The sequence below is a fragment of the Methylobacterium sp. NMS14P genome (assembly GCF_028583545.1).
GTDB lineage: Bacteria > Pseudomonadota > Alphaproteobacteria > Rhizobiales > Beijerinckiaceae > Methylobacterium.
Window position 1 is genome coordinate 1,904,777 of the sequence record NZ_CP087106.1, and the last position, 24,137, is coordinate 1,928,913.

General features: G+C 74.2%; 22 protein-coding genes. 15 read left to right on the top strand and 7 right to left on the bottom strand.

All coding sequences use genetic code 11. The features are described 5' to 3' along the window. Positions 1 to 10: 10 nt before the first annotated feature. The 3 genes from LOK46_RS08830 to LOK46_RS08840 all read right to left on the bottom strand — a co-directional run bounded on the left by LOK46_RS08830 (position 11) and on the right by LOK46_RS08840 (position 1,924). Positions 11 to 211, bottom strand: coding sequence for a hypothetical protein (locus tag LOK46_RS08830; protein WP_273563423.1), 201 nt, complete (start codon positions 209 to 211; stop codon positions 11 to 13). 99 nt (positions 212 to 310) lie between these two features. Continuing rightward, entirely contained in the window at positions 311 to 937 is a 627-nt protein-coding gene (gene pncA, locus LOK46_RS08835) for a bifunctional nicotinamidase/pyrazinamidase (RefSeq protein ID WP_273563424.1), read from the bottom strand. Between the two features lie 9 nt (positions 938 to 946). Beyond that, positions 947 to 1,924, bottom strand: coding sequence for a quinone oxidoreductase family protein (locus LOK46_RS08840; RefSeq protein ID WP_273563425.1), 978 nt, complete (start codon positions 1,922 to 1,924; stop codon positions 947 to 949). Positions 1,925 to 2,116: 192 nt separating this feature from the next. On the opposite strand from LOK46_RS08840, the gene LOK46_RS08845 reads away from it, so the two are divergent. The 6 genes from LOK46_RS08845 (at position 2,117) to LOK46_RS08870 (ending at position 10,811) form a co-directional block, all read left to right on the top strand. Further along, positions 2,117 to 2,413 (top strand): FAD assembly factor SdhE, encoded by a 297-nt coding sequence (locus LOK46_RS08845; protein ID WP_273563426.1) that lies wholly within the window; start codon positions 2,117 to 2,119, stop codon positions 2,411 to 2,413. Positions 2,414 to 2,451: 38 nt separating this feature from the next. Beyond that, positions 2,452 to 2,682, top strand: coding sequence for a hypothetical protein (locus tag LOK46_RS08850; protein ID WP_273563427.1), 231 nt, complete (start codon positions 2,452 to 2,454; stop codon positions 2,680 to 2,682). Positions 2,683 to 2,977: 295 nt separating this feature from the next. Continuing rightward, positions 2,978 to 6,574, top strand: coding sequence for a transcription-repair coupling factor (gene mfd, locus LOK46_RS08855; RefSeq protein ID WP_273563428.1), 3,597 nt, complete (start codon positions 2,978 to 2,980; stop codon positions 6,572 to 6,574). A gap of 113 nt (positions 6,575 to 6,687) precedes the next feature. Continuing rightward, positions 6,688 to 8,052 (top strand): AmpG family muropeptide MFS transporter, encoded by a 1,365-nt coding sequence (locus LOK46_RS08860; protein WP_273563429.1) that lies wholly within the window; start codon positions 6,688 to 6,690, stop codon positions 8,050 to 8,052. 187 nt (positions 8,053 to 8,239) lie between these two features. Further along, complete coding sequence (locus LOK46_RS08865; protein ID WP_273563430.1) at positions 8,240 to 9,604, top strand: DUF2778 domain-containing protein; 1,365 nt, start codon at positions 8,240 to 8,242, stop codon at positions 9,602 to 9,604. 157 nt (positions 9,605 to 9,761) lie between these two features. Further along, on the top strand, positions 9,762 to 10,811 hold the full coding sequence (locus LOK46_RS08870) for an HpcH/HpaI aldolase/citrate lyase family protein (RefSeq protein WP_273563431.1): 1,050 nt from the start codon (positions 9,762 to 9,764) through the stop codon (positions 10,809 to 10,811). A 160-nt stretch (positions 10,812 to 10,971) separates the two neighbouring features. Here the strand turns inward: LOK46_RS08870 and LOK46_RS08875 are convergent, their stop codons facing one another. Further along, on the bottom strand, positions 10,972 to 11,955 hold the full coding sequence (locus LOK46_RS08875) for a GlxA family transcriptional regulator (protein WP_273563432.1): 984 nt from the start codon (positions 11,953 to 11,955) through the stop codon (positions 10,972 to 10,974). A 53-nt stretch (positions 11,956 to 12,008) separates the two neighbouring features. Between LOK46_RS08875 and LOK46_RS08880 the strand changes: the two genes are divergently transcribed. The 4 genes from LOK46_RS08880 (at position 12,009) to LOK46_RS08895 (ending at position 14,609) form a co-directional block, all read left to right on the top strand. Then, a complete protein-coding gene (locus LOK46_RS08880; RefSeq protein WP_273563433.1) occupies positions 12,009 to 12,731 on the top strand; it encodes a DJ-1/PfpI family protein in 723 nt (240 codons plus the stop codon). Positions 12,732 to 12,741: 10 nt separating this feature from the next. Continuing rightward, complete coding sequence (locus LOK46_RS08885; RefSeq protein ID WP_273563434.1) at positions 12,742 to 13,140, top strand: nuclear transport factor 2 family protein; 399 nt, start codon at positions 12,742 to 12,744, stop codon at positions 13,138 to 13,140. Positions 13,141 to 13,187: 47 nt separating this feature from the next. After that, entirely contained in the window at positions 13,188 to 13,526 is a 339-nt protein-coding gene (gene hspQ / locus LOK46_RS08890) for a heat shock protein HspQ (RefSeq protein ID WP_012318638.1), read from the top strand. 81 nt (positions 13,527 to 13,607) lie between these two features. Continuing rightward, positions 13,608 to 14,609 (top strand): DUF4424 domain-containing protein, encoded by a 1,002-nt coding sequence (locus LOK46_RS08895; protein WP_273563435.1) that lies wholly within the window; start codon positions 13,608 to 13,610, stop codon positions 14,607 to 14,609. 89 nt (positions 14,610 to 14,698) lie between these two features. Here LOK46_RS08895 and LOK46_RS08900 read toward each other — a convergent pair whose 3' ends face one another. After that, a complete protein-coding gene (locus tag LOK46_RS08900) occupies positions 14,699 to 15,478 on the bottom strand; it encodes an invasion associated locus B family protein (protein WP_020093277.1) in 780 nt (259 codons plus the stop codon). A gap of 397 nt (positions 15,479 to 15,875) precedes the next feature. On the opposite strand from LOK46_RS08900, the gene LOK46_RS08905 reads away from it, so the two are divergent. Both LOK46_RS08905 and LOK46_RS08910 read left to right on the top strand, forming a co-directional pair. After that, positions 15,876 to 17,201, top strand: coding sequence for an AMP-binding protein (locus LOK46_RS08905; protein ID WP_443192895.1), 1,326 nt, complete (start codon positions 15,876 to 15,878; stop codon positions 17,199 to 17,201). A gap of 161 nt (positions 17,202 to 17,362) precedes the next feature. After that, positions 17,363 to 17,707, top strand: coding sequence for a hypothetical protein (locus LOK46_RS08910; protein WP_012318642.1), 345 nt, complete (start codon positions 17,363 to 17,365; stop codon positions 17,705 to 17,707). A 305-nt stretch (positions 17,708 to 18,012) separates the two neighbouring features. Here the strand turns inward: LOK46_RS08910 and LOK46_RS08915 are convergent, their stop codons facing one another. Beyond that, positions 18,013 to 19,242, bottom strand: coding sequence for a UbiH/UbiF family hydroxylase (locus LOK46_RS08915; protein WP_273563437.1), 1,230 nt, complete (start codon positions 19,240 to 19,242; stop codon positions 18,013 to 18,015). A gap of 94 nt (positions 19,243 to 19,336) precedes the next feature. Here LOK46_RS08915 and LOK46_RS08920 point away from each other — a divergent pair, with 94 nt between their 5' ends. After that, positions 19,337 to 20,140: a class I SAM-dependent methyltransferase gene (locus LOK46_RS08920; protein WP_273563438.1), complete on the top strand. Its 804-nt coding sequence runs from the start codon at positions 19,337 to 19,339 to the stop codon at positions 20,138 to 20,140. Positions 20,141 to 20,165: 25 nt separating this feature from the next. Here LOK46_RS08920 and LOK46_RS08925 read toward each other — a convergent pair whose 3' ends face one another. Beyond that, the gene (locus LOK46_RS08925; protein ID WP_273563439.1) at positions 20,166 to 21,050 is read right to left on the bottom strand and encodes an alpha/beta fold hydrolase; all 885 of its coding nucleotides are present in this window, start codon (positions 21,048 to 21,050) and stop codon (positions 20,166 to 20,168) included. 98 nt (positions 21,051 to 21,148) lie between these two features. Here LOK46_RS08925 and recG point away from each other — a divergent pair, with 98 nt between their 5' ends. Then, on the top strand, positions 21,149 to 23,368 hold the full coding sequence (gene recG, locus LOK46_RS08930) for an ATP-dependent DNA helicase RecG (RefSeq protein ID WP_273563440.1): 2,220 nt from the start codon (positions 21,149 to 21,151) through the stop codon (positions 23,366 to 23,368). 297 nt (positions 23,369 to 23,665) lie between these two features. After that, a complete protein-coding gene (locus LOK46_RS08935; RefSeq protein ID WP_273563441.1) occupies positions 23,666 to 23,989 on the top strand; it encodes a hypothetical protein in 324 nt (107 codons plus the stop codon). Positions 23,990 to 24,137 lie beyond the last annotated feature (148 nt).

A 24,137-nucleotide genomic window follows, 5' to 3' on the forward strand; every position in this document is an offset into this window, starting at 1 on the left:
GCGGTTCCGGTCACGCGTTCTTGCGCGGCCGGTGGTCCGGGTCGACGCCGCCGTCGAGCTTCGTCTCGTTGTCGACGTCGCCCACGAAGGTCGAATCCGCCTGCAGATCCGCCGGGTCGGCGCCGCTCATCCCCTTCGAGGTGCCGATCCCGGGATTGCCCTTGAGGTCGGCGTCGGTCGGGGTGTCGGTCTTCAGATGCTTGGACGACATGCAGGCTCCTGTCGGATGCTGATGCCGGGCCAACGCACCGGGGCGGAGACGGTCTCCCGCGGCCCGTGCGGCGGTTCGCCTCCCGGTCCCCGCAGGTCCTCAGCCGATCTCCGCCGCCGCGATCCGGCGGACGCCCGCCGCCTCCATCCGCGCCCAGGCCCGCGCGAGCGACCCGTCCACGTCGATCCCGCGCACCGCGTCCGCCACCACGAGGACGTCGAAACCCGCGTCACGCGCGTCGAGCGCGCTCCAGGCGACGCAGAAGTCGGTGGCGAGGCCGCACACGGCGACGCGGGCGATGCCGCGCTCCCGGAGCGCCCCCGCGAGGCCGGTGCGCGTGGCCCGGTCGGCCTCGAGGAACGCCGAGTAGCTGTCGACCCGCGGATCCAGCCCCTTGCGCACCACCAGGCTGGCCCGGTCGGTGGCGAGATCCGGCGCGAAGGCGGCCCCGCGGCTGCCCTGGACGCAGTGGCGCGGCCACAGCACCTGCGGCCCGTAGGGCAGCGCCACGGTCTCGAACGGCACCCGCCCCGGATGGGTCTCGGCGAAGGAGACGTGGTCCGCCGGATGCCAGTCCTGCATCAGCACCACGTGCCGGAAGCGGTGCTGGAGCGCGTTGATCGGGCCGATCACCGCGTCGCCCCCCGGGACGGGGAGCGCCCCGCCCGGCAGGAAATCGACCTGCACGTCGACGACGAGGAGCAGGTCGGCGTTGCCGGGCGTCACGGTCGGTCTCTACGGCAGCATCACGATCGAGCCGGTGGTCTCCCGGCCCGCGAGGTCGCGGTGCACCTGCTGCGCCTCGGCCAGCGGGTAGGTGGCGTTGACGGCGATCTTCACCGCGCCGTCGCGGACCACCTTGAACAGGCGGGCGGCCGCCTCCTCCAGGGTGGCGCGGTTCGACGAGAAGGTCGCGAGCGTCGGGCGCGTCACGTAGAGCGAGCCGCGCGGGGCCAGCAGGCCGAGGTCGAGCCCGGTGATCGCCCCGGAGGCCGAGCCGAAGCTCGCCAGCAGGCCGAGCGGCGCGAGGCTGTCCAGCGAGCCCATCAGGGTCGCCTGCCCGACGCCGTCGTAGACCACCGGGACGCCCTTGCCGCCGGTGATCTCGCGGACGCGCTTGGCGACGTCCTCCTCGCGGTAGAGGATGACGTGGTCGCAGCCGTTCCGCTTGGCGAGGTCCGCCTTCTCGGGGCTGCCGGCGGTGCCGATCACGGTGGCGCCGAGGTGCTTGGCCCACTGGCAGGCGATCAGGCCGACGCCGCCGGCGGCCGCCTGCCACAGGATCGTGTCGCCGGGCTTCACCGCGTAGGTCCGGTGCAGCAGGTACTCGACGGTCAGGCCCTTGAGCATCATGGCGGCGGCGGTCGTCTCGTCGACGCCGTCGGGGATCGGCACGGCCGCGGAGGCCGGGATCACCGGCTCCTCGGCGTAGCAGCCGTCCGCCACCGAGCCGTAGGCGACCCGGTCGCCGGGCTTGAACTGGCTGACGCCCTCGCCCACCGCCGTGACGGTGCCGGCACCCTCCTTGCCGGGGGTGTAGGGCATGTGCGGGGACTTGTAGGCGCCGGTGCGGAAGTAGATGTCGATGAAGTTGACGCCGATGGCCGCCTGCTTGACCCGGATCTGCCCGGGGCCGGGCTCGGCCAGGGGCACGTCCTCGAAGCGCATCACCTCGGGGCCGCCGTACTCGTAGACCCGGATCGCCTTCGGCATCGTTGGACTCCCGCTCGCCGCCCCGTCCGGGGGCGTTGCAGCCCGAGATAACGGAGCGCCCGGCGGAGGCAATTTCTTTTTGCCGTCTCGCCCTCCAGTTGTAACTCGCCCGGTCGCGGCGCCGTTCTGGATCCGTCGCCGCGGGGGGCCTATCTAGCGCCTACCCCTTGTTCGAGCCGAGGTCCGAGATCCATGTCCGGCACCACCCGCACGAGCGCCGACCTCGATCCGCGCCGCCGCCGCCTCCTCTACCGCGCCTGGCACCGGGGCATCCGCGAGATGGACCTGATCATGGGCCGCTTCGCCGACGCCGCGATCGGCGAGCTGTCGGAGGCGGAGCTCGACCAGTTCGAGGCGCTGATCGAGGTGCCGGACCGGGACCTGTTCAAGTGGCTCACCGGCGAGGTCGAGACGCCCTCGAACTACGACACGTCGGTCTGGCGGCGCGTCCGGGCGTTCCACCGGCACGACGCGCCGATCCATTCCTGAGAGAGCCCGCCTGAGAGAGCCCGCCTGAGAGAGCCCCGATGGACGAACCGAAACCCAATTACGACCACCCGGCCCGGTCGATCGCCACCGAGCTGGTGGTGCGGATCATGCTGGAGATGATGGAGCGCTCCGATCCGGCGCTCCGCGGAGAGATCCTCCGGCAGGCGACGGCGCGCGCCGCCGCGATGACCGAGCCCATGCCCAACGCGGACTTCTTCCGCGGCCGGGTCGAGGCGGCGCTGGCGGAGATCGTCGGGCCCGACGCCTGAGGGCGAGGGCCGGGGATTTTCATCGCATCCGATCGAAGCTCTCGGCCGATGCGGCCCGCTCCGTCATCACGAGCGCAGCGAAGTGACCCAGGGCAGCGCGTCCTTGGTCAGCGTGGCGCTGCTGGATCGCTTCGCTGCGCTCGCGAGGATGACCACCGTTCCCTGCCGCAGCGGAACCGCCATATAGGGCCTTCGGCCGTGACCGCGGGGACGCTTTATCGCGGCGGCCCGTTGGGCTAACGCCACCCGACCTCCTCCCCTGACGCGCCCGGCGGGACTCCCCGCGAAAGACCCGATGGCCAAGCCTCAGCCGAAGCCCCCCGCCCCCGCCGCCAAGCCGCAGGTCGCGCGCTTCGCGCTGCCGAAATCCTCCGCGCTCGCCCGGGCGATCGACGCCCTGAAGCGCGGCGACAGCCCGGTGCTGGCGAACGCCCCGGAGGGCTTCGACGCCCTCGCCCTCGCCGACCTCGCCCGCGCCCTGGCGCCGACCGTCGACGCGCCGGCCGTGCTGGTCCACGTGGCGCGCGATTCCGGCCGCTCGGCCTCGTTCCAGGCGGCCCTCGGCTTCGTCGCGCCCGAGATGGACGTGATGAGCCTGCCGGCCTGGGACTGCCAGCCCTACGACCGGGTCTCGCCGACGACGGCGGTCGCCGCCGCCCGGATGACGGCGCTGGCCCGCCTCGCCCGCACCCGCTCGGCCGAGGAGAGGCCGCGCATCCTCTGCACCACCGTCAACGCCCTGGTGCAGCGGGTGCCGCCCCGCGCCCACATCGCCCGGGAGGCGTTCTCGGCCGCGATCGGCAACGTCGTGGCGATGGACGACGTGGTGGCCTGGGTCGAGGCCAACGGCTTCCTGCGCACCGGGACGGTGCGCGACACCGGCGAGTACGCGGTGCGCGGCGGCATCCTTGACCTGTCGCCGCCGGGCTTGGCCGCGCCGATCCGCCTCGACTTCTTCGGCGACACGCTGGAATCGATCCGCGCCTTCGACCCGGAGACGCAGCGCACCACCGGCCAGCTCCGCTCGCTGGACCTGATGCCGATGAGCGAGGTCCAGCTCACCACGGAGACGATCCGGCGCTTCCGCCAGAACTACATCCAGAGCTTCGGCGCGGCGACCCGGGACGACCGGCTCTACGAGACCGTGAGCGAGGGGCGGCGCTACGCCGGCCTCGAGCACTGGATGCCGCTGTTCTACGACCACCTCGACACGCTGTTCGACTATCTCGGCGGCGTGCCGCTGGTCTTCGACCCGCAGGTGGAGGACGCCGCCGCCGAGCGGATCGCGCTGGTCCAGGACTACTATCAGGCCCGCGAGGGCGCGATGAAGACGCCGCAGCCCGGCGTCGCCCCCTACAAGCCCCTGCCGCCCCGCGCCCTCTACCTGACGCCGAACGAGCTGAAGGAGCGGATCGGCGCCGCCACGGTGGCGCGGCTGACCCCGTTCGCGCAGCCCGAATCGTCCGAGCGCGCCGTCATCGATTGCGGCGCGAAATCCGGACGGAACTTCGCCCCCGAGCGGGCCGACGAGAACGCCAGCGTGTTCGACGCCGCGGTGGCGCATATCCGCGACCTCCAGGGATCCGGTCACCACGTGATCCTGGGCGCGTGGTCCGACGGCTCCCGCGACCGGCTCTGCGGCGTGCTCACCGACCACGGCCTGAAGAAGCCCGTGGCGATCACCCGGCTCACCGACGTCTACGCGCTCAAGCGCGGCACCGACGCGGCGGTCGCCGTCTGGGGCCTGGAGGCGGGCTTCACCGCGGGCGAGCTGGCCGTCGTCTCCGAGGGCGACATCCTGGGCGACCGGCTGGTCCGCCAGAAGCGCAAGGCCAAGCGGCCGCAGGACGTGATCCTGGAGGTGCAGGCGCTCCAGCCCGGCGACCTCGTGGTCCACGCCGACCACGGCATCGGCCGGTTCGTCGGCCTCAAGACGATCCACGCCGCCGGCGCTCCGCACGACTGCCTGGAGCTGCAGTACACCGGCGGCCTGCTGCTGCTGCCGGTGGAGAACATCGAGCTCCTGACCCGCTACGGCTCGGAGGATTCCGAGGTCGCCCTCGACCGCCTCGGCGGCGGCGCGTGGCAGGCCCGCAAGGCCAAGATGAAGCGCCGCATCCTCGAGATGGCGGGCGAGCTGATCAAGGTCGCGGCCCAGCGCTTCGTCCGGAAGGCCCCGGCCCTGCAGGCGCCCGAGGGGCTCTACGGGGAGTTCGCCGCGCGCTTCCCGTTCGAGGAGACCGAGGACCAGGCCAACGCCATCGACGCGGTGCTGGACGACCTCAATGCCGGCCGGCCCATGGACCGGCTGGTCTGCGGCGACGTCGGCTTCGGCAAGACCGAGGTGGCGCTCCGCGCCGCCTTCGCGGCGGCGATCTCCGGCAAGCAGGTGGCGGTGATCGTCCCCACGACGCTGCTGGCCCGCCAGCATTTCCGGACCTTCGCGGAGCGCTTCAAGGGCCTGCCGGTCCAGGTGGCGCAGCTCTCGCGCTTCGCCTCCGCGGGGGAGATGAAGCAGACGCGGGCGGGGCTCATCGCCGGCACGGTCGACATCGTGGTCGGCACCCACGCCCTCTTGGCCAAGAACATCGCCTTCAAGGATCTCGGCCTGATCATCGTGGACGAGGAGCAGCATTTCGGCGTCGCCCACAAGGAGCGGCTGAAGGCGCTCCAGGCCGACGTCCACGTGCTGACGCTCTCGGCGACCCCGATCCCGCGCACGCTCCAGCTCGCCATGACGGGGGTGCGCGAGCTCTCGATCATCGCGACCCCGCCGGTCGACCGGCTGGTGGTGCGCACCTTCGTGACGCCGTTCGACCCGCTGACCATCCGGGAGGCGCTGCTGCGCGAGCGCTACCGCGGCGGCCAGTCCTTCTACGTGGTGCCGCGGATCGAGGATCTGGCCGAGGTCAAGAAGTTCCTCGACGCCGAGATGCCCGAGATCAAGGTCGCGGTCGCCCACGGCCAGATGGCGGCGGGCCAGCTCGAGGACGTGATGACCGCCTTCTACGAGGGCAAGTTCGACGTCCTGCTCTCGACCACGATCGTGGAATCGGGCCTCGACATCCCCACCGCCAACACGCTGATCGTGCACCGGGCCGACATGTTCGGCCTCGCGCAGCTCTACCAGCTGCGCGGCCGCGTCGGGCGCTCGAAGGCGCGGGCCTACGCGCTGTTCACGACGCCGGCGAACCGCCAGCTCACCGCCCAGGCCGAGCAGCGCCTCAAGGTGCTCCAGAGCCTCGACACGTTGGGCGCGGGCTTCCAGCTCGCGTCCCACGACCTCGACATCCGCGGCGCCGGCAACCTCCTCGGCGACGCCCAGTCGGGCCACATCAAGGAGGTCGGCTACGAGCTCTACCAGCAGATGCTGGAGGACGCGGTGACGGCGCTCAAGGCCGGCATCGAGGACGTGCCCGAGGAGGCGTGGTCGCCGACCATCGCGCTCGGCGCGCCCGTGACGATCCCGGAGGATTACGTCGAGGATCTCGGGGTGCGGCTGGCGCTCTACCGGCGGCTCGCCACCCTCCAGGACGATTCCGAGATGGAGAGCTTCGGCGCCGAGATGATCGACCGGTTCGGGCCGCTGCCGCCGGAGGTGGAGCAGCTCCTCAAGATCGGCACGATCAAGATCCTCTGCCTCAAGGCCAACGTCGAGAAGGTCGAGGCCGGGCCGAAGGGCGTGGTGGTCCATTTCCGCGACCGCTCCTACGCCAACCCGCAGGGGCTGGTGGCCTACGTCGCCGAGCAGGCGTCGTTCGCGAAGGTGCGGCCCGACATGAGCGTGGTGTTCGTGCGCGAGCTGACCACGGTCCCGGCCCGGCTCAAGACCGCCACCGAGGTGCTGCGCAGCCTCGTGACGATCGCCGAGCGGGCGAAGAAGGCGGCGTGACGGTCCTCCCGGCAGGCCTCCTCGGGACGCGGTAGCGGGTGGGACAGTCGCGCGATCGTTGCACGCGCGACGCATCTCTGCTCTCTCCGCCCCGAAGCCCAGGAGACGCGTGGATGGCAAACCCGGCGCAGGTCACCGGCGCGCCCGAGCCGGTGAAGGCCGCGCCGGGCGCCTTCCTCACGCCCCTGTTCACCGACCGGCGCGTCGCCGCGGTGCTCGGGCTCGGCTTCGCGCAGGGCATCCCGTTCCTGCTCGTCTACGCGACGCAGTCGGCGTGGCTCGTCCAGGCGAAGGTGCCGCTCGCCACGATCGGGCTGATGAGCGAGCTGACCATCGCCTACAAGCTCAAGTTCCTCTGGGCGCCGTTCCTCGACCGCCACGACGCGCCGCTCATCGGCCGCTGGCTCGGGCGGCGCCGGGGCTGGATCGTCGCCACGCAGATCCTGGTGGCGCTGGCGCTCGCCGGCGTCGCCTTCGGCGACCCGGCCCACTGGCTCGCCTGGACGGTGGCGTTCTCCCTGGCGCTCGGCGTCGCGGGCGCCACCCAGGACGTGGTGATCGACGGCTGGCGCATCACCGCCGCGCCCCCCGAGCAGCAGGCGCTGATGTCGTCCTGGGCCGAGATCGGCTTCCGGATCGGCAACCTCGCGGCCGGCGCCGGCGCCCTCTACCTGTCCGACGCGTATGGCTGGCGCGTGGCCTACCTGTGCATGGCCGCGCTGATGGCGCCCGGCACGGTCGCGGCGCTCCTCGCCCCCGAGCCCCCCGCCCCCGAGACGCCCGCCACCGGCGGCTTCGTCGAGACCGTCTGGGCGCCGATCCGCGACCTCCTCGCCCGGCTCGGGCCGCTGGCCGTCCCGGTGCTGGCGCTGGTCGCGGGCTTCCGGATGCCCGGCTACGTCTCGAACGCCATGGCGATCCCGCTGTTCAAGACGCTCGGCTACACCAACACCGACATCGCGACGGTGACGAAGCTGTTCGGCTTCTGGATCGCGCTCGGCGGCACCTTCCTGGCCAGCGCCATCATCCCGCGGATCGGCATGATGGCGAGCCTGCTGATCGGCACCGTGACGGCCTCGGCCTCGCACCTGGCCCTCGCCTACCTCGCCTGGCACGGCGGCCACGGCGGGGCGGCGTTCTGGACCTTCGCGCTGACCGTCGGCATCGACGGCTTCGCCTACGCCTTCGCGTCGATCGTGCTGATCACCTACATGTCGCGGCTCTCGGCCACCGCCCACGCGGCGAGCCAGTACGCCCTGCTGACCTCGCTCTGCGCCCTGCCCGGCAGCCTGCTCGCCGGGTTCTCGGGCTTCGTGATCGAGTGGACCGGCTTCGCGTGGTTCTTCGTCGGGACGTCGCTGATCGGCGTGCCGGTGGCCCTGCTCTGCCTGCTGGTCGCGCGCCGGCACGGGCCGATGGAGCTGGCGGGGGACGCGCTCGGGCACGCGGCCGGGGACGCGCCGGATCGGGCCACCTGAGGCTGTGTCCCAACACGGGAACGCGCGCGGAAACTGTCTCTTCAGCGGGGATTAACCACACCGCGGCTTAATGGGGTGGACGGTTGATGTCCTCCCCAGACGGGTGACCCGGGCCACGTGCGCGAGAACGGCTCTCGCGGGCGAACGGCGGCGGCTGCCCAGGGGAAGCGCGTACGCGAGTTCCCGAATGGCCCAGGCTGCGTTGTCCCTCGCCGCGTTCCAGACCGCGTATCCGAGCGCGGAACCGGCGCGACCGGCGCCCCCGCGCCCCACCTACGTCGAGACCGCCTACGATCCGGTCGTCCGCACCCGGGCGCCCTACCCGAGCGCCATGCGGCGCGCACGTCGCCGCGCCCGGCTGACGGCGCTCATCGCCCTCACCGGCGTCAGCCTCGCCGGCTGGGCCGTGTTCAGCCACCCGCAGGGGCCGGCCCGCCCCGAGGCGGAGTCCGTCGCGGCGGCCGGGCCGGCCGCCGTCCCGCCCCCGCAGGCCGTGGCGCCGCGGCCGAGCCTCGCCTGGATGCTCGACCGGAGCCCGGCGCTGGGCGCCGGCACCGCCACGGCCTTCGGGGGCGAGGCCCCGCCGGTCCCCGGCTTCCAGGTCGCCGCCGCCGCCCCGTCCCCGGCGGTCCGGGAGATCGCCCGGCAGGTCGCGCAGGCGGAGCGGGCGCGGGCCGCCCAGGTCCGGATGGCCCAGGCCAAAGCTGCAGAGAGAGTCGCGGACAAGATCGGCGAGAAGGCCGGCGAGAAGGGGGCGGGGGCGCCGGTCCGGATGGCCGCGGCCGAGCCCGCCCCCGCCGCCCTCGCACCCGTCCCCGTTCCCGCTCTGGTGCCGCTGCCGGTGGCGCGCCCGGCCGAGCTGCGGCGCGCGCCGGCGGCGCCGCCCGCGCGGGTGGCGAGCCGCGCCCTGCCCCGGACCCGCGACGTGTTCCGCGCCGCGATGGCCGAGGAGCCGTCCTTCTTCGAGAAGCTGTTCGGGGTCGGCGCCGCGGCGCCGTCTCAGGATAGCCGCCAGGACAGCCGACAGGAGCCCCGTCAGGCGCTGGCCTATGCCAGCCCGGACGCCCTGCCGCAGGAGGCGCCGCGCACCCGGATCAGCCCGGAGCCCGATTCGGTGGCCGGCACGGCCGTCTACGACATCACCGCCCGCACGGTGACGCTGCCCTCCGGCGAGGTGCTGGAGGCCCATTCCGGCCTCGGCGAGCACATGGACAACCCGCGCTACGTCCACCTGCGCATGCGCGGCTCGACCCCGCCCGGCACCTACACGCTGACCGAGCGCGAGCGCCTGTTCCACGGGGTCCGGGCGATCCGGCTCAACCCGGTGGGCGGCAGCGCCGCGATCCACGGCCGCGACGGTCTGCTGGCCCACACCTACATGCTGCGGCAGCCCGGCGCCTCGAACGGCTGCGTCTCGTTCCGCGACTACAACCGCTTCCTGCAGGCCTTCCTGCGGGGCGAGGTCCGGCGCCTCGTGGTGGTGGCCGGCAGCGAGGCCGGCGGCATCCTCAACCGGATCGGCATGATCGGCCGCCGGGGCGGCCGGGGCTGAGGATCGGCGGCCCCGGCGGCGCGCCGGGCCGAACGTCCGAAATCACGAACGTCCGAAATCACGAACGTCCGGGATCACTTCGGCGCGGCGCGGCTTTACGCGCCCGCCCAAGCTGCCTTAACGGGGCTCAGACGCCAGCCCTGACAAGAGGCACCCGATGAAACTGCCCCGCCGCTTCTTCCAGCCCCTCGCCACCGGCGCGCCGGCCCCGTTCCGCGAGCTGCCGGTGCGGCTGGAGCGGATGATCCACTTCGTGCCGCCCCACAACGACAAGGTCCGCGCCCGCGTGCCGGACCTCGCCGGGACCGTCGACGTGGTGCTGGGCAACCTGGAGGACGCGGTCCCGGCCGACCAGAAGGAGGCGGCCCGCAAGGGCTTCGTGGCCATGGCCCAGGCCACCGACTTCGCCGCCACCGGCACCGGCCTCTGGACCCGGATCAATGCCCTCAACTCGCCCTGGATCTTGGACGACCTGTTCACGATCGTGGCCGAGGTCGGCGACAAGCTCGACGTCGTGATGGTGCCCAAGGTCGAGGGGCCGTGGGACATCCACTACGTCGACCAGCTCCTCGCCCAGCTCGAGGCGCGCCACGGCGTGACGAAGCCGATCCTGGTCCACGCGATCCTGGAGACCGCCGAGGGCGTCGCCAACGTCGACGCCATCGCGTCGGCCTCGCCCCGGATGCACGGCATGAGCCTCGGGCCGGCGGATCTCGCGGCGTCCCGCGGCATGAAGACCACCCGGGTCGGCGGCGGCCACCCGGATTACCGGGTGATCGCCGACCCGGCGGGCGACGCGCCCCGGGCGAGCGCCCAGCAGGACCTCTGGCACTACACCATCGCCAAGATGGTCGACGCCTGCATGGCCAACGGCATCAAGGCCTTCTACGGCCCGTTCGGCGACTTCTCCGACGGCGACGCCTGCGAGGCGCAGTTCCGCAACGCCTTCCTGATGGGCTGCGCCGGCGCCTGGACGCTGCACCCGAGCCAGGTGGCGATCGCCAAGCGGGTCTTCGCGCCGGACCCGGCCGAGGTGGCCTTCGCGGCCCGGATCGTCGAGGCCATGCCGGACGGCACCGGCGCCGTGATGCTCGACGGCAAGATGCAGGACGACGCCACCTGGAAGCAGGCCAAGGTCATCGTGGACCTCGCCAGGCTGGTCGCCGCGAAGGACCCGGAGCTGGCGGCGGTCTACAAGCTGGGGTGAGCGGGCTGCCGGGGCCGCGTGTGGCGGTCCCGATACGGCGTCCGCGAGTCGCGACGCGCCCCCTCTCCCGCACGGGAGAGGGGGCCTGACGCTGCCGGCGAGACCGGGCTCGCCGTCCTTCCCGGCCGTTGCAACATGGTCGGATACGGCTCTAGGCCCCTCACCCGCCGAACCGCGCCCGGTACTCCTGCGGCGTCGCCGCGACGTGCCGCAGGAAGCTGCGCCGCATCGTCTCCTCGGAGCCGAAGCCGCAGGTCCGGGCGACGCGCTTCACCGGCTGCGCCGTCTCGGCGAGCGCGCGCCGGGCCGCCTCGACCCGCAGGCGCTCCACGGCCCTGGCCGGGGTCAGGCCGGTCGCCTCGCGATAGTGCCGGCTCAGGCTGCGCGCGCTCATCCCGGCCGCCGCGGCGAGCGCCGGCAGCGACAGGTCGCCGGCCAAGTTGTCGGCGACGTAGGCGTGGAGCCGCCCGAACCGCTCCTCGCCCGCCTGCAGCGCCAGCGCCGCGCTGAACTGCGCCTGCCCGCCGGGGCGCTTGAGGAACATCACGAGGTGGCGCGCCACCGTCAGGGCGGTCGCGCGGCCGAGATCCTCCTCGACCAGCGCCAGGGCCAGGTCGATGCCCGCCGTCACCCCCGCCGAGGACCAGACCGGGCCGTCGCGCACGAAGATCGGGTCGGGCTCGATCCGGGCGCGCCGGTAGCGGGCGGCGAGCGCCCCGCACTGCGTCCAGTGGGTCACGGCCCGCCGCCCGTCGAGGAGTCCCGCCGCCCCGAGCAGGAACGCGCCGGTGCAGACCGACGCGACCCGGCGGGCCCGGCCCGCCCGGGCCCGCACCCAGGCCACCAGGGCGGCGTCGTCGCAGGCCGCGACGACGCCGGGGCCGCCCGCGATCACCAGCGTGTCCACCGGCGCGTCGGGATCCGGCAATGGGTTGGCCACCAGCCGCAGGCCCGCCGAGGCGGTGAGTCCCGGGTCGCCGGCCGCGATCACCCGCGGCGCGTAGGGCATCCCGGCGCCGCCGTGCTCGTTGGCGGTGGCGAAGACCTGGAGCGGCCCGGCCACGTCGAGGAGCTGCACCGACGGGAAGGCCAGCACCTCGACCGGGCGCGGCGGATCTGGCGAGAAACGAGGGCTCTTTGGCATTTCGGCCAGATCCTGACGCGCTAGGATCTCCCTGTCCACCACGGAGGCCCGGCATGATCCCGCCCGACACCCACCTGCAGATCGGCTCGCTCCTGTTCGAGGGGCTGGACCAGATCGACCTCACCGGCCCGTTCGAGGTCCTGTCCCGGGTGCCCAACAGCACCTACCGGGTCTACGCGCCGGGCCCGGGGCCCGTCCGCGACGTCCGCGGCCTCCGGATGCTGCCGGACGCCACGCTCGGCGAGGCCCCGCGGCTCGACGTGCTGCACGTCCCGGGCGGCACGGGCCAGGAGGCCCTGATGCGGGACGCGGCCGTGCTCGGCTGGATCCGCGACCAGGTGGCCGGGGCCGGCCACGTCCTCTCGGTCTGCACCGGCGCCCTGATCCTCGGCGCGGCCGGCCTGCTGGTCGGGCGGCGGGCCACGACCTACTGGAACGCCGTGCACCTGCTCCCGTTCTTCGGCGCCGAGCCGGTGGACGCGCGCGTGGTGATCGACCGCGACGCGGACGACCGCACCTGGGTGTTCGCGGCCGGCGTCACCGCGGGCATCGACGGCGCGCTGCAGCTCGCCGCCGCGCTGCGCGGCGAGGAGGCCGCCCGGACCATCCAGCTCGGCATGCAGTACGCCCCCGAGCCCCCGTTCGACAGCGGCACGCCCCGCACGGCCTCCCCGGCCACCGTGGCGCGGGCGCGGGCGGCGGCGGCCGACATCACGGCCCGGCGCGAGGAAACCGCCCGGGCGATCGCGGCCGAGCTCGGCATCCGGATCCCGTAGGAGACCTCCGATGGACCTCACCCACGTTCGCGCCTTCGCGGCCGCCCTGGCGGCGAAGGACCGGGACGCCATGCTGGCGCAGATGGCCGAGGGGGTGGTGCTCAACACCCCGCTCGCCGCCGAGCCCGTGCGCGGGAAGGCGGCGATCCGGCCGGTGGTCGACGCCCTGCTGGCGGCGGTCGACGCCTTCGAGGTCCGCGAGATCCTGGAAGGCCCCGCGCACGCCGCCGCCTTCTTCGGCGCGACGGCCGGCCCGCACCGCCTCGACGGGATGGATTACTGGCGCCTCGACGCGGCCGGGCGCATCGCCGAGATGACCGTCCTGTGGCGGCCGCTGCCGGAGGCGATCGCCGTCCGGGACCGCCTGGCCCGCGCCGCGGAGACGCCGACTTCCGCGGCGACCGGGTGACACGATCCGTCATCGGACCTATCTGTCCGATCTGGACGGGTTGAACCATGTCGGACGTAACACTGAGAACCGCGAAATTCGCGATCGGCGCCGTGGTGCGCCACCGGATCTACCCGTTCCGGGGCGTCGTGTTCGACGTCGACCCGGTGTTCGACAACACCGAGGAATGGTGGCTGTCGATCCCCGAGGAGGTCCGGCCGCGCAAGGACCAGCCCTTCTACCACCTGCTCGCCGAGAACGCCGAGACCGAGTACGTGGCCTACGTGTCGGAGCAGAACCTCCTGCCCGACACGTCGGGCGAGGCCCTGCGCCACGCCGGCATCGCCGAGATGTTCGAGCGCGACGCCGCCGGCGCGTACCGGATGCGCGACCGCGCCACGAACTGAGGCGCCCGGTCCGTGAAGGTCCTGGCAAGCGGCGGGCGCTCGTCTGCCGCGACGGCCCGTGCCGTCGGACGAGCCCGCCCCGTGGTCGCCAACCCCCGCATCGCCGCTGCGCTCCTGCTCGCTGGCCTGCTCACGGGCGCGGCGCGCGCCAACGACAGCGCGGCCGAGCTCGATGCCGGCGGCCTCGTCCTGCGGCGCGAGCCCGGGATCGTGCTGGCGAGCGAGGACCTGTCGATCGCCCGCGACCGGATCGACGTGTCCTACCTGTTCCGCAATCAGGTTCAGGAGCCGCGCACGGTGCGGATCGCCTTCCCGCTGCCGCCGATCGACGGGCGGGAGCTCAGCTTCTCGGCCCTGGCGCTGCCCCGGCCCGACAGCCCGAACTTCGTCGGCTTCACCGTCACGGTCGACGGCAAGCCCCTCGAGCCCGAGCTGGAGGAGCGCGCCTTCGTGGGCGAGCGCGAGGTGACGGACCTGCTGCGCCGGCACGGCCTGCCGCTGAACCCGCTGCGCTTCGACGCGATCAGCACGGCGGCCAAGCGGATCGGCGCGCCCGAATGGGCCGCGCTGGTCAAGGCCGGGCTCTTCCCCGACGTCCCCGACACGCCGGACCGGATGACCGAGGGGCTCTGGCGCGGCGAGGCCAAGTTCCACTGGCTCCAGACCTTCCCGCCCGGGCAGGAGGTCCGGATCGCCCACAGCTACGCGCCCGTGAACGGCGCCCATTTCCTCGACCTCAAGGAAGCGTCCCGCCCGGGCTACCGGGCGACCTACTGCCTGGACGAGGCCGGGCTCGCGGCGATCCGACGCCTGCACGCGAAGGCGGCCGGTCCCGGCGGCTACCTGCGGGCGACCGTAGTACCCTACATCGTCACCACGGCGCGCAACTGGGCCGCGCCGATCGGGCGCTTCACCCTGACGGTCGACAAGGGCAGCCCGGAGGCGGTCGTCAGCTTCTGCCGCACGGACATCCGGAAGACCGGGCCGACCACGTTCCGCTGGGAGGCCCGGGACTACGTGCCCGACCAGGACCTGCGCGTGCTGATCGTCCAGCCGGCCTCGGGGACCCCGGGGACCCGTTAGGTCTCGCCGCCGGGCGGGTCGAACGCGAGGGGCCGAACCTCGCGGCCCGGCCCCCGATACGGACCCGCCGCGCGGCGGGTCGATGGCGCTTACTTGGCGGCCGGGGCCGGCGCCGGCGCCGCACCGGCGGCCGGGGCGGCGCCCTGCTGCTGCTCGAGCTTCTTGCGCATGTCCTCGGAGCGCTTCTCCAGCTCGGCCTGGAGCTTCTTCTGCTGCTCCTCGAGGACCTTCGGGTCGATGGCCGGGCCGTCGAAGGCCTTGCCGAAGCCGGCCAGCGGCACCGCGAAGGTGACCTCGCGCTGGGTCTGGTTCTGGACCGAGACGTTCAGGGTCGTGCCCTTCTTCATCGCGGCGATCACGCCGGCATCGACGCCGCCGGCCTCGGCGAAGCAGCCGTTCGGGAAGCAGACCGCGAAGCGGCCGGCGGTCGCCGCCTGGCCGTCGACGCTGAAGCGGATGCCCGGCTGCAGCAGCAGGCCGAGCGGCAGCAGGTAGCGCACCACGCGCACCTCCTGCTTCTGGGCGGCGTTCTTCATCTCGTAGACCGCCACGGCCAGCACCGGCTGGCCCTGGTCGGACACGAAGTCGCGGGTCGTGTAGCAGATGTCGGTGCCCGAACCCTGATCCTTGCCGCAGACCTTGGTCCAGTCGGCCTGGCTCGGCTCGGACTTCACCGCGACGATCTGCGGGCCCGTCTGGGCGGCCGGGGTGTTGGCCGCGGGGGTGCCCGGGGCGGTCGGCGCCGGGGCGGCCGGCGCGGGCGCGGCGGGCTTCTTCGGCTGCGCCAGGGCCGGCGCGGCCGCGAGGCCGAGGCCCGCGAGACCGAGGAGGGCGGCGCGGGCGAGCGTCGCGGTGCGGGTGAAGGACATCGGCTCTGACCCCTTGGAACGGACGTGTGTGGCTGGCAGGACGCGGAGCCGGCCTGGCGGCAGGTCCGCCGGAGCGACCGGCCGCCCGCCGCGTTGGCGCACCGCCCGGAGCTCCGGATGAATCGGTCCGGCCATCGGGCGGGACGGGCGCCCGTCTGCGCGCATCCCCCGCCCCGGCGACCGGGCGGCCTGCCTTTCCCCTCGAATGAGGCGAAGGCATGACACCGCGGCCTCGGAGGCTGTCGGAACCGTCCTGGCCGCGCCCGGCCCCCGATAGGCTCCCATCCGCCCGGCCGCAAGCGCGACGTTGCGCGGCCCTCTTAGCGGTCGGTTAACCCTGCCGGGCCGAGATGATAGAGGTTCTGCAGGATCGGCGGGGGCGGCGGGATTGAGCGCGTTGGCGGTGGCGGAGTGGGCGGCCGACGCCGCACCGGACGCGTCCGCGCGATCCGAGGACGCGCCCGACGGCCTGGCCGGCGCGCCGCTGGGCGGGCTGTTCGGCGGGCTGTCCGACGGTCTCGCGACCCGCCTGTTCGCCGCCGCCCTGACGGGCCCGCAGCGCACGGTCCTGCGTGATTCGGGGGACCGGGTCGCGTGGTGCGGGCGCCCGTCCATTACCTGGACCTACGCGGCCGCCGCCGAGATCGTCGGGCGGCTCGCCCGCGGCATCGGCGCGTGGCGGCTCCCGGCCGGCAGCCGGGTCGGGCTGTGGTATTCGGGCGGTGCCGAATCGGCCCTGGCCCACCTCGCCGTCGAGGCGGCGGGCCACCTGCCCTGCGCGATGCCCGCCCTCTGGGACGAGGCGGAGCTCTCCGCCGGGATCGAGGCGGCGGGCCTCGTGGCCGTGCTGACGGAGGGCCGCCGCGGCGCGCGCCGGCCCGCCGAGGACCTCACCCGCGCGGCCATGCGCCATTTCGCCCTGCGCTACCTCGCGGCCTTCGGCCCGAGCGTGCCGGACGGCGTGATCAGCCTCGACGCGATGGCCCTGGAGCGGGGCGTGGTCGAGCCGGCGCCGAGCCGCGGCCTCGTCACCTTCGCGGCCGGCGATCCCGGCCGGCCGGTCTACCGCACCGCCGCGGCGCTGGCGGCGGCGGTCGCCGCCCATCTCGACGCGCTGCCCGTGACCGCGGACGAGCGGGTCCTGACGCTCCTGCCCGGCCACGACCTGCGCGGCCTCGTGACCGGCCTGGGCACCGCCCTGGCGGCCGGCGCCGGCCTGGAGACCGTGCTGCCCTTCGACGAGGCCGGGTTCCGCGCCGCCCTTCTGCGGCCGGTGCCGACGCGGCTGGTGGTCCCGGCGCGGGTCGAATCGGCCCTCGCCGCCCTGCCGCTGCCCTGGACCGTCCGGGTCCTCGACGTGGTCCACCGCGCGCCCGCCCGGCTGACCCCCCGCGGCGCCGGGCCCGCGGGCCCGCAGCGCCTCGAGTCCCTGGTCCTGGGCGAGGCGCTGGTGCTCACGCGCCCCGGCCCGGACGACCTCGCCGCGACCCTGGCCGAGCCCGAGGGGGCCTTCCTGCCCCGCGATCTCTTGGACCTCGCCGGCGGCGCCGACGGCGCTCTCGCCTGCCGGGGCGCGGCCTGCGCGGCGGTCCCGCTCGCCCGCGGCGAGACCCCGGCGACGGATCCCCTGGCGTGGCGGAGCACGGGCTTCCGGCCGCTCCGCGCGGACGGGCTCGCGGATGGCACGGTGACGGCGATCGCCGCGACGGTCCCGTCCGCCTGAACGGCGGACGATCCCCGGTTCATCCGGCACTCAGGCGGCGCGGATAATCTCGCATCTGCACACGGACCGACGGATCCGATCCGCCTGTTCGCGGGTTCTGCATCGGATTGTCGTGACGGCTATCTTTCCAAGCCGTCCCGGATGGAGTACCGCTCAAGCTTATGGGTGCGCTGCAACAAGTGCTCGTGGTCGACGACGGCGTCCGCGCCGTGGACCGGTCCCTCTCGGGCGAGCTGGCCAGCCTCGGATACGCGAGCGTGACCGCCTCGATGGAGGCGGCGGACGACGTGCTGACCGTGATCGCCCGCCCGGCCGCCGTGCTGCTCCAGGCGCCCACCCGCCGGGATCCGGCCTACGCGCGCCGCGCCGCCCGCCTCCGCGGCCAGCTGCGCGAGCGCGGCATCCCGGTGATCCTCATCGGTGATTCGGGCGAGGCCCGCGCCGGCGGCCCGGTCGATCTCGCGACCCGGCTCGGCGCCTACGTGGCCGCGCAGCCGGATCTCTGAGGCCCGTCTCCGCCTTCAACGCGGGCGGCCACCGCGCCCGGACGCGTGCGACGCGACGGAGGCCGCGCCGGGGCCGAGCGCCGCCTGGAATAACCCATCACTGCCTCCGCTGGTACTCCCGCAACCCAGGACGGGGGAGCGAATCGGGCCGCCGTCGCCCGGGACAGGGCCGACGGCCGAGCCCGTCCGTGCCGGGGGACGCGCGGCTCCCCTCGCCCGCACGGGAGAGGGGGCAGGGCACGGCGCGGCTGTCTCGACCGGAGATGCCTGTCGTCCTGGCCGTTGCACCACGATCGGGCGCGGCCCTAGCGCGCCGCCCGCATCAGCTCCGGCGCGCCGATTCGCGGCAGCACGCCCTCCCGCATCACCAGGCGCCGCAGCGGCCCGAGCTGCGTCATCGCCAGCAGGCCGAGGCCGCGCAGCGCGTCGACCGGCAGCAGGTCGGTGAGCAGGCTGCGGTTGAGGAGATCGACCGCGGCGGTGCGCGCGGCCGTGTCGACGCGGCGCGCCCGCGCGTAGCCGTCGAGCACGGCGCGGGAGCCGGGATCGCGGCGGTCGCGGGCGGCGGCCAGCACCGCGTCGCGCAGGGTCGCGGCGTCGCGCAGGCCGAGATTGAGCCCCTGCGCGCCGATCGGCGGGAAGACGTGGGCCGCCTCCCCGATCAGCGCGAGCCGCGGCGCCACCGGGGTCGCCGCCGCGAGGCCGCGCATCGGCACGAGGCCCCGGGGACCGTCAACCCGCATGGCGCCGAGCATCGCCCGGGCCTGCCGCTCCACCGCCTGCCCCAGCGCCGCGTCGTCGAGGGCGGCGAGCCGCCGGGCCGCCCCCTCCCCGGTCACCCAGACGAGGCTGGACCGGTGGCCGCCCGGCAGCGGCACCAGGGTGAAGGGCCCCGACCGGGTGTGAAACTCGGTGGAGACGTCGCGGTGCGGGCGCGCGTGGGCCAGGATCGTGGTGATGGCGCTCTGCGGGTAGGTCCAGTCGTGCACGCGGACGCCGCTGGCGGCCCGCAGCGGCGAGCGGGCCCCGTCGGCCCCCACCACGAGCCGGGCCTCGACGCTCGTCCCGTCCGCCAGCGCGACCCGCGCGGCCGTCTCGCCGGCCACGGTACCGGCGGCATCCGCCTCGAACAGGGTGAGGTTGTCCTGCGCCCGGGCGCGGGCGCGCAGGCTCTCGACCAGGCGGGCGCTCTCGACGTTCCAGCCGAAGGCGTCGAGGCCGATCTCGGCGGCGCGGAACTGCGCCGGCGGTGGCCGGAACAGGCTGCCGGTGTCGTCGATGATCTGCAGCGTGCAGAGCGGGCTCGCGTGCGGCGCCACCGCCTCCCAGGCGCCGAGCGCCTCCAGCAGGCGCACCGACCCGTCGAGGAGCGCGACGGTCCGTCCGTCCGCCACCGGGGCGTGGCGCCCGATCAGCGCCGTGGGGATCCCTTCGCGGGCGACCGCCAGCGCGGCGGCGAGCCCCGCGGCCCCGGCTCCGACCACCGCGACCGCGAACGGCGCGCCGGCTTCTTCGATCTCGGCTCCTTCGGACATGCTGCCCCGCACGATCTCCGCTCGTTCCCGTGCCGGTCGGACCTCGCTCGCCGGAGGCCCGGGAGAAGGCCGGCGCGTCTCCCGCGCACGGCACGTGCCCGTATCTGAGCTTTCGGGTATCTCTGCCAAGCCCGATCCGCGAAGGCCACAGCGCCGCATCCCGGAGGCGCATCTCCACGCCTGTTACGACCGGCTGATCGCCGCCGGGCTGTTCCCGGCGCGCGGCCGGATCTGCGACGCGGGCTGCGGCACCGGCCAGATCTCCCTGCCCCTCGCCGGACGCGGCTACGCAGTCGCGGGCTACGACATCGCGGTCGAGATGGTGCAGCGTGCCCGGGCGAAGCTGCCGGCCGGGCTGGACGCCCTCTACGCGGTGGCGGATGTCCGCGCCCTGCCCGAGGCGGATCGCGCCTGCGACGCGGTGGTCGTCTCCAAGCTGTTCATGCACATCGCCGACTGGCAGGCGGCGGTCCTGGAGCTGGTCCGGGTGGCGAGGCCCGGCGCGCCGATCGCCCACCTGCGCGACCGGGGCGCCTACGGCACGGCGGTCCGCCGCCACTTCGCGGCGCGCCTCCGCGCGGCCGGCTTCGCGCGGCTGTTCCTCGGGCCCGATCCCGGCTCCAGCGCGGAGCTCGTCGCCTTCCTGGCCGGCCGGGGCTGGTCGCCGGTCCCGGTGGCGACGGCGGATCTCACGTGGCGCTTCGACACGTCGGCCGCCGAGACCCTCCGGGGCCTGCGCGAGCGGATCTTCGCCGAGTTCTGGTACGTGCCGGAGGCCGCCTACGCGGCGGCCCTGGCCGAGACCGAGGCCTGGGCGGCGGCCGAGCCCGGCGGCCTCGACCGCGCCGAGACCATGACGGCCCGTCTCGCGGTCGACCTGTTCCGGGCCGGCGGCTGACCCATCGGCTGACTCATCGGCTGGCTCAGCGCAGGAACGCCGCCAGCTCCGAGACAACCGCGTCCGGCCGCTCCTCCTGGAGGGTGTGGCCGCAATCCAGCGCCCGGCCCGAGACGTCGGTCGCCTTCTCGCGCCACGTCTCCAGCACGTCGTAGGTCCGGCCGACCACGCCCTTCGCCCCCCACAGCGCCAGCAGCGGCGCGGTGACCCGGGCCTCGGCATCGGCCGCGTCGTGCTCCAGGTCGATCCCGGCCGCCGCCCGGTAATCCTCGCAGATCGCGTGGCGGCAGGCCGGGTCGGCGTAGCAGCGCAGGTACTCGGCGAAGAGCTCCGGCGGGGTCGAGCCGGGGGTCTTCGACTGGCCCTCGACGTGGTGGCGCAGGAAGTATTCCGGGTCGGCCCCGATCAGCGTCTCCGGCAGGGGGTGGGGCTGGATGAAGAAGAACCACCAGAAATAGCGGGTGGCGAAATCCTTGTCGGTGCGCGCGTACATGGTCGCGGTCGGCGCGATGTCGAGGACGGCGACGCGCTCGACGGCGGCGGCGTGGTCCAGGGCGAGGCGGTGGGCGACCCGGCCGCCCCGGTCGTGGCCGACGACGGCGAAGCGCGCGTGCCCGAGCGCCCGCATCAGGGCCGCCGCGTCCGCCGCCATGGCGCGCTTGGCGTAGTTGGCGTGGCGCTCGCCCCCCGGCGGCTTGGCCGAATCGCCGTAGCCGCGCAGGTCCATCGCCACCACGGTGCGGTGCTCCGCGAGGCGCGGCGCGACGTGGAGCCACGTCGACAGCGTCTGCGGATGGCCGTGCAGGAGCAGCACCGGCGGCCCGGACCCGGCCGAGCGGGCGTTGATCGTCACGCCGGGCGCGGTCTCGATCCGGTGCCGGTCGAAACCCGGCAGGAAGTCGCGGGCCATGGATTCGGTCTCCGGGTTCGGTCTCCATCCTGCCGCACTGGCGCGCCGGGATGCACCGGATGATAAGGCGCCTCCGGCACCATGTCCGCCGAACCGCCATGACAGATGCACGCGCGACTCAGGACCCGGCCTTGAAGGATTCCGACGCGGCCGATGCGCCGGCGGCGGAGGCCGCCCCCGCGCCTGCCGTCGCCCCGACTCTGCGGCCGAGCATCCTCGACCCGCTCTTCGCGCCGGCCCGCGCCCTGCCGGGGATCGGGCCGAAGATGGCGCCGCTCATCGAGAAGCTGCTCGGCACCCCCGAGCGCGAGGCCCGGGTCGTGGACCTGCTGTTCCACCTGCCCCAGGGCGGCGTGGCGCGGAAGCTCATGGGCTCGATCAGCGAGGCCCCCACCGGCGAGCCGGTGACGATCGGCGTCACCGTGGTGGCGCACCGCCCGGCCCAGGCCGGGCCCGGCCGGCGCCCGCACCGGGTGCTGGTGGAGGATGCCTCCGGCGAGATCTCCCTGGTCTTCTTCGGCATGCCCCGCCCCCGGGTGGAGAAGATGCTGCCGCTCGGGGCGCACCGCTACATCACCGGCCGGATCGACCTCTGGGACGGCACCCGCCAGATGGTCCACCCGTCGCGGATCGTGGACGAGGCGGGCCTGGCCGAGCTGCCCGCCGTCGAGCCGGTCTACGGCGCCACCGAGGGGCTGACCTCCCGGGCGATCAACAAGCTCGCGGTCGCGGCCCTCGACCGGCTGCCGGTCCTGCCGGAATGGCAGGACCCGGCCTGGCTGGAGCGGAACCGCCTGCCGCCCTTCGCGGACGCGCTCCGCCTCGAGCACCGCCCCGAGGAGGCGCCCCCGAAGGCCGAGGACCCGCTCCAGCCGCCGCCCGCGACGCCGTCCCGGAAGCGGCTGGCCTACGACGAGCTCCTCGCCTCGCAATTGGCACTCGCCCTCCTGCGCGCCCGCCAGCGGCGCAAGGCCGGCCGCGTCAATGCCGGCGACGGGGCCCTGAGCGCCCGCCTCGAGGCCGCCCTCCCCTTCGCGCTGACCGGCGCCCAGGCGCGGGCGGTGGCGGAGATCCGCGCCGACCTCGCGGCGCCCCGGCGGATGCTGCGCCTGCTCCAGGGCGATGTCGGCTCGGGCAAGACCGCGGTGGCCCTGCTCGCGATGGCCTCGGCGGTCGAGGCCGGGCGTCAGGCCGCCCTGATGGCGCCCACCGAGATCCTGGCACGGCAGCATTTCGAGCGGCTGAAACCGCTGGCCGGTCCCCTGCGCCTGCGCCTGATGACTGGCCGCGACCGGGCCGCGGAGCGCAAGGCGACGCTCGCCGACCTCGCCGCGGGCGAGATCGACATCCTGGTCGGCACCCACGCCCTGTTCCAGGAGGCGGTGACGTTCCGCGACCTCGGCCTCGCGGTGGTGGACGAGCAGCACCGGTTCGGCGTCCACCAGCGCCTCGCGCTCGGCGCCAAGGGCGAGGCGGTCGATTTCCTGGTCATGACCGCGACGCCGATCCCCCGCACCCTGGCGCTGACCTTCTTCGGCGACATGGACGTCTCGATCCTCGACGAGAAGCCCGCCGGCCGGCAGCCGATCCGCACGATCACGCTGCCGACCGAGCGGATCGACGAGGTCGTGGCCGGCCTCGCCCGGGCGATCGCCGGGGGCGAGCGGGTCTACTGGATCTGCCCCCTGGTGGAGGAATCGGAGTTCGTCGACCTCGCCGCCGCGGCCGAGCGCTTCGACGACCTGCGGAAGCACTTCGGCGACGCGGTCGGGCTGATCCACGGCAAGATGCCGGGCCCCGAGAAGGACGCCGCCATGGCCCGCTTCGCCGCCGGGGAGACCGAGCTCCTGGTCTCGACCACGGTGGTGGAGGTCGGGGTCGACGTGCCCGAGGCCACCATCATGGTGATCGAGCACGCGGAGCGCTTCGGGCTGGCGCAGCTGCACCAGCTCCGCGGCCGGGTCGGGCGCGGCTCGAAGGCCTCCTCGTGCCTGCTGCTCTACCGGGGGCCCCTCGGGCAGGTGTCCCGGGCCCGGCTCGAGATGATGCGCGCGAGCGAGGACGGCTTCCGCATCGCCGAGGCCGACCTGAAGCTGCGCGGCGAGGGCGAGGTGCTCGGCACCCGGCAATCCGGCATGGCGGCGTTCCGGCTGGCGCGGCTGGAGAGCGACGCCGCCCTGCTGGAGGCGGCCCGCGACGACGCGCGGATGATCGTGGAGCGCGATCCCGGCCTCAGGAGCCCGCGGGGGCAGGCGCTGCGGGTGCTGCTCTACCTGTTCGAGCGGGAGGCCGCGATCCGGCTGATCGGGGCCGGATGAACGGTTTCCTGAACGGATCCGTTCAGGAAAGTCCGGCCTTCCTGAACGGCCGGATCCGGAATCGTCGCCGCGCGGCCGGATCGATACTTCGATGCGCCAATGTCACAGGCGCCCTGAAAAGATGAATTTTATCAGGGTCTTGGCGGGAATGCGCGGAAGCTTGGCGGCGACGGGTCGGCGGTCCGGAGGGCTCCGGACAGGCCTCGTGACCTTGCATCAGCCATATTCTTCCCTTAACTGGAGATGAACGAATGGCCCGGTAAGCCGGGACATCACGGACGAATCTGGAGGACGGACATGTCGAACGGACTGTTCCAAGGCCTGCCGGGCTCCCACGAGATGGCCGGTGCCCACGCCCTGCCGACCGAGCCCTGGCTCCTGCCGATCACGGATCGCGCCGCCGAGGCGGCGGGCAAGACCGCGGACGAGTTGCAGGCCGCCGTGCGCCGGGCGTCCCGGCCCTTCTGGCTGGCCGCCAACGGGCTCTGCATCGCGCTGGGGCTCGCGCTCACCCTGCAATGCGCGTCCGGCTGGGGCCCGACGGCGCCCCGCAGCGCCGTGACGGTCGCGCAGGCGGCGTCGCCGACCATCGCGCCGCAGACGGCCTCGCTGCAGCGCTGAGCCGCGCCGACAGCCCGAACATCCAGGGCCGTCCCGCGCGCGGGGCGGCTTTTTTCGTGGTCCGCCGCCGTTCCCGAGCACGGACGGAGCGGCTCGGGCACCGGATCAACCGGCGCGCGGCCCGATCCTGAGGTGCCGAAGCGGAGCG

Bases quoted from the DNA above. Each gene is read 5' to 3' on its own strand.
- LOK46_RS08830 (WP_273563423.1), bottom strand. From the start codon at position 211: ATGTCGTCCAAGCATCTGAAGACCGACACCCCGACCGACGCCGACCTC.
- LOK46_RS08840 (WP_273563425.1), bottom strand. From the start codon at position 1,924: ATGCCGAAGGCGATCCGGGTCTACGAGTACGGCGGCCCCGAGGTGATG.
- LOK46_RS08845 (WP_273563426.1), top strand. From the start codon at position 2,117: ATGTCCGGCACCACCCGCACGAGCGCCGACCTCGATCCGCGCCGCCGC.
- LOK46_RS08850 (WP_273563427.1), top strand. From the start codon at position 2,452: ATGGACGAACCGAAACCCAATTACGACCACCCGGCCCGGTCGATCGCC.
- mfd (WP_273563428.1), top strand. From the start codon at position 2,978: ATGGCCAAGCCTCAGCCGAAGCCCCCCGCCCCCGCCGCCAAGCCGCAG.
- LOK46_RS08860 (WP_273563429.1), top strand. From the start codon at position 6,688: ATGGCAAACCCGGCGCAGGTCACCGGCGCGCCCGAGCCGGTGAAGGCC.
- LOK46_RS08865 (WP_273563430.1), top strand. From the start codon at position 8,240: ATGGCCCAGGCTGCGTTGTCCCTCGCCGCGTTCCAGACCGCGTATCCG.
- LOK46_RS08870 (WP_273563431.1), top strand. From the start codon at position 9,762: ATGAAACTGCCCCGCCGCTTCTTCCAGCCCCTCGCCACCGGCGCGCCG.
- LOK46_RS08875 (WP_273563432.1), bottom strand. From the start codon at position 11,955: ATGCCAAAGAGCCCTCGTTTCTCGCCAGATCCGCCGCGCCCGGTCGAG.
- LOK46_RS08880 (WP_273563433.1), top strand. From the start codon at position 12,009: ATGATCCCGCCCGACACCCACCTGCAGATCGGCTCGCTCCTGTTCGAG.
- LOK46_RS08885 (WP_273563434.1), top strand. From the start codon at position 12,742: ATGGACCTCACCCACGTTCGCGCCTTCGCGGCCGCCCTGGCGGCGAAG.
- hspQ (WP_012318638.1), top strand. From the start codon at position 13,188: ATGTCGGACGTAACACTGAGAACCGCGAAATTCGCGATCGGCGCCGTG.
- LOK46_RS08900 (WP_020093277.1), bottom strand. From the start codon at position 15,478: ATGTCCTTCACCCGCACCGCGACGCTCGCCCGCGCCGCCCTCCTCGGT.
- LOK46_RS08910 (WP_012318642.1), top strand. From the start codon at position 17,363: ATGGGTGCGCTGCAACAAGTGCTCGTGGTCGACGACGGCGTCCGCGCC.
- LOK46_RS08915 (WP_273563437.1), bottom strand. From the start codon at position 19,242: ATGTCCGAAGGAGCCGAGATCGAAGAAGCCGGCGCGCCGTTCGCGGTC.
- LOK46_RS08925 (WP_273563439.1), bottom strand. From the start codon at position 21,050: ATGGCCCGCGACTTCCTGCCGGGTTTCGACCGGCACCGGATCGAGACC.
- recG (WP_273563440.1), top strand. From the start codon at position 21,149: ATGACAGATGCACGCGCGACTCAGGACCCGGCCTTGAAGGATTCCGAC.
- LOK46_RS08935 (WP_273563441.1), top strand. From the start codon at position 23,666: ATGTCGAACGGACTGTTCCAAGGCCTGCCGGGCTCCCACGAGATGGCC.